A 1,485-nucleotide genomic window follows, 5' to 3' on the forward strand; every position below is an offset into this window, starting at 1 on the left:
AACGACACTGCCAGAAGCGATCGCCCGCCTGCAACAACTCACTTCCCTGAATTTAAGCGACAACCAATTAACGACACTGCCAGAAGCGATCGCCCACCTGCAAAAACTCACTTCCCTGGATTTAAGCCGCAACCAATTAACGACGCTGCCAGAAGCGATCGCCTGCCTGCAAAAACTCACTTCCCTGGATTTAAGCAGCAACCAATTAACGACGCTGCCAGAAGCGATCGTCCACCTGCAACAACTCACTTCCCTGGATTTAAGGGTCAACCAATTAACGACGCTGCCAGAAGCAATCACCCGCCTGCAACAACTCACTTCCCTGGATTTAAGCAGCAACCAATTAACGACGCTGCCAGAAGCGATCGCCAGCCTGCAACAACTCACTTCCCTGGATTTAAGCTACAATCAATTTGCAAAAATCCCTGATGTAGTTTTCCAGCTTAAAGCTTTAAATCAACTTGTTTTATGTGGTCTTAATTTAACTGAACTTTCCGAATCAATTTCTCAACTAGAAAAACTAGAATATTTGAATTTATTCAATAATTACTTAAGTTCATTGCCGGACAAAATATCAAACTTAAAAAAGCTAATATTTCTTCGGATAAGTGGTAATCAATTAAAGACTATTCCTGATTCTATTTATGAACTCTATTCTCTAGAAGAGCTAGACTTAAGTGCCAATTCATTGTCTGAAGAGGATCATCTAAATAAGATTCAATACATATCTCCAAATATATTAAACTTAAAATTGTTGAGGACTTTAGGTATAGACGAAAATCCTCTGGAAAATCCGCCAATAGAAATTGCTGCAAAAGGTATTGATGCGATTAGGGATTATTTTCGACAACTGGAAGCAGAAGGTACAGATTATCTGTATGAGGCCAAGTTACTAATTATTGGCGAAGGTGGAGCAGGAAAAACAACACTGGCGAAGAAAATTGAAGACCAAAATTATCAACTTCGAGAAGAAGACTCTACGAAAGGAATTGAGGTGATTCGGTGGGATTTCCCAATGAAAGATGGGCGAGAATTTCGAGTCAACATCTGGGATTTTGGTGGGCAAGAGATTTACCATGCTACTCACCAGTTTTTCCTCACCAAGCGTTCTCTCTACCTTTTAGTAGCAGATACCCGCAAGGAAGACACAGATTTTTATTACTGGCTGAATGTAGTAGAACTGTTGAGCGATAACAGTCCACTGTTAATCATGAAAAATCAGAAGCAAGACCGCCGCCCAGAAATCAATGAACGTGAGTTACGGGGGCAGTTTACTAATTTGAAGGAGACTTTACCAACAAACCTTGCTACCAACGAAGGTTTAGAACAAGTTTTACAACAAATAAAGCATTATGTTAAAAGTCTGCCCCATATTGGCAGTCCCCTCCCAAAAACCTGGGTTAAAGTCCGGGAAGCTTTGGAGAGTGACAAACGCAATTACATCGGCTTAGATGAGTACCTGAACATCTGCCAACAAAATGGGTT

1 protein-coding gene is annotated in these 1,485 nt (G+C 41.0%); it reads left to right on the forward strand.

The genetic code is table 11. From position 1 onward, the window contains the following. Window positions 1–1,485 (forward strand): leucine-rich repeat domain-containing protein (locus tag ACWATR_RS39960; protein ID WP_460345905.1); only part of this gene is annotated, 1,485 nt, incomplete at both ends.

Source organism: Nostoc sp. UIC 10890, assembly GCF_054786515.1.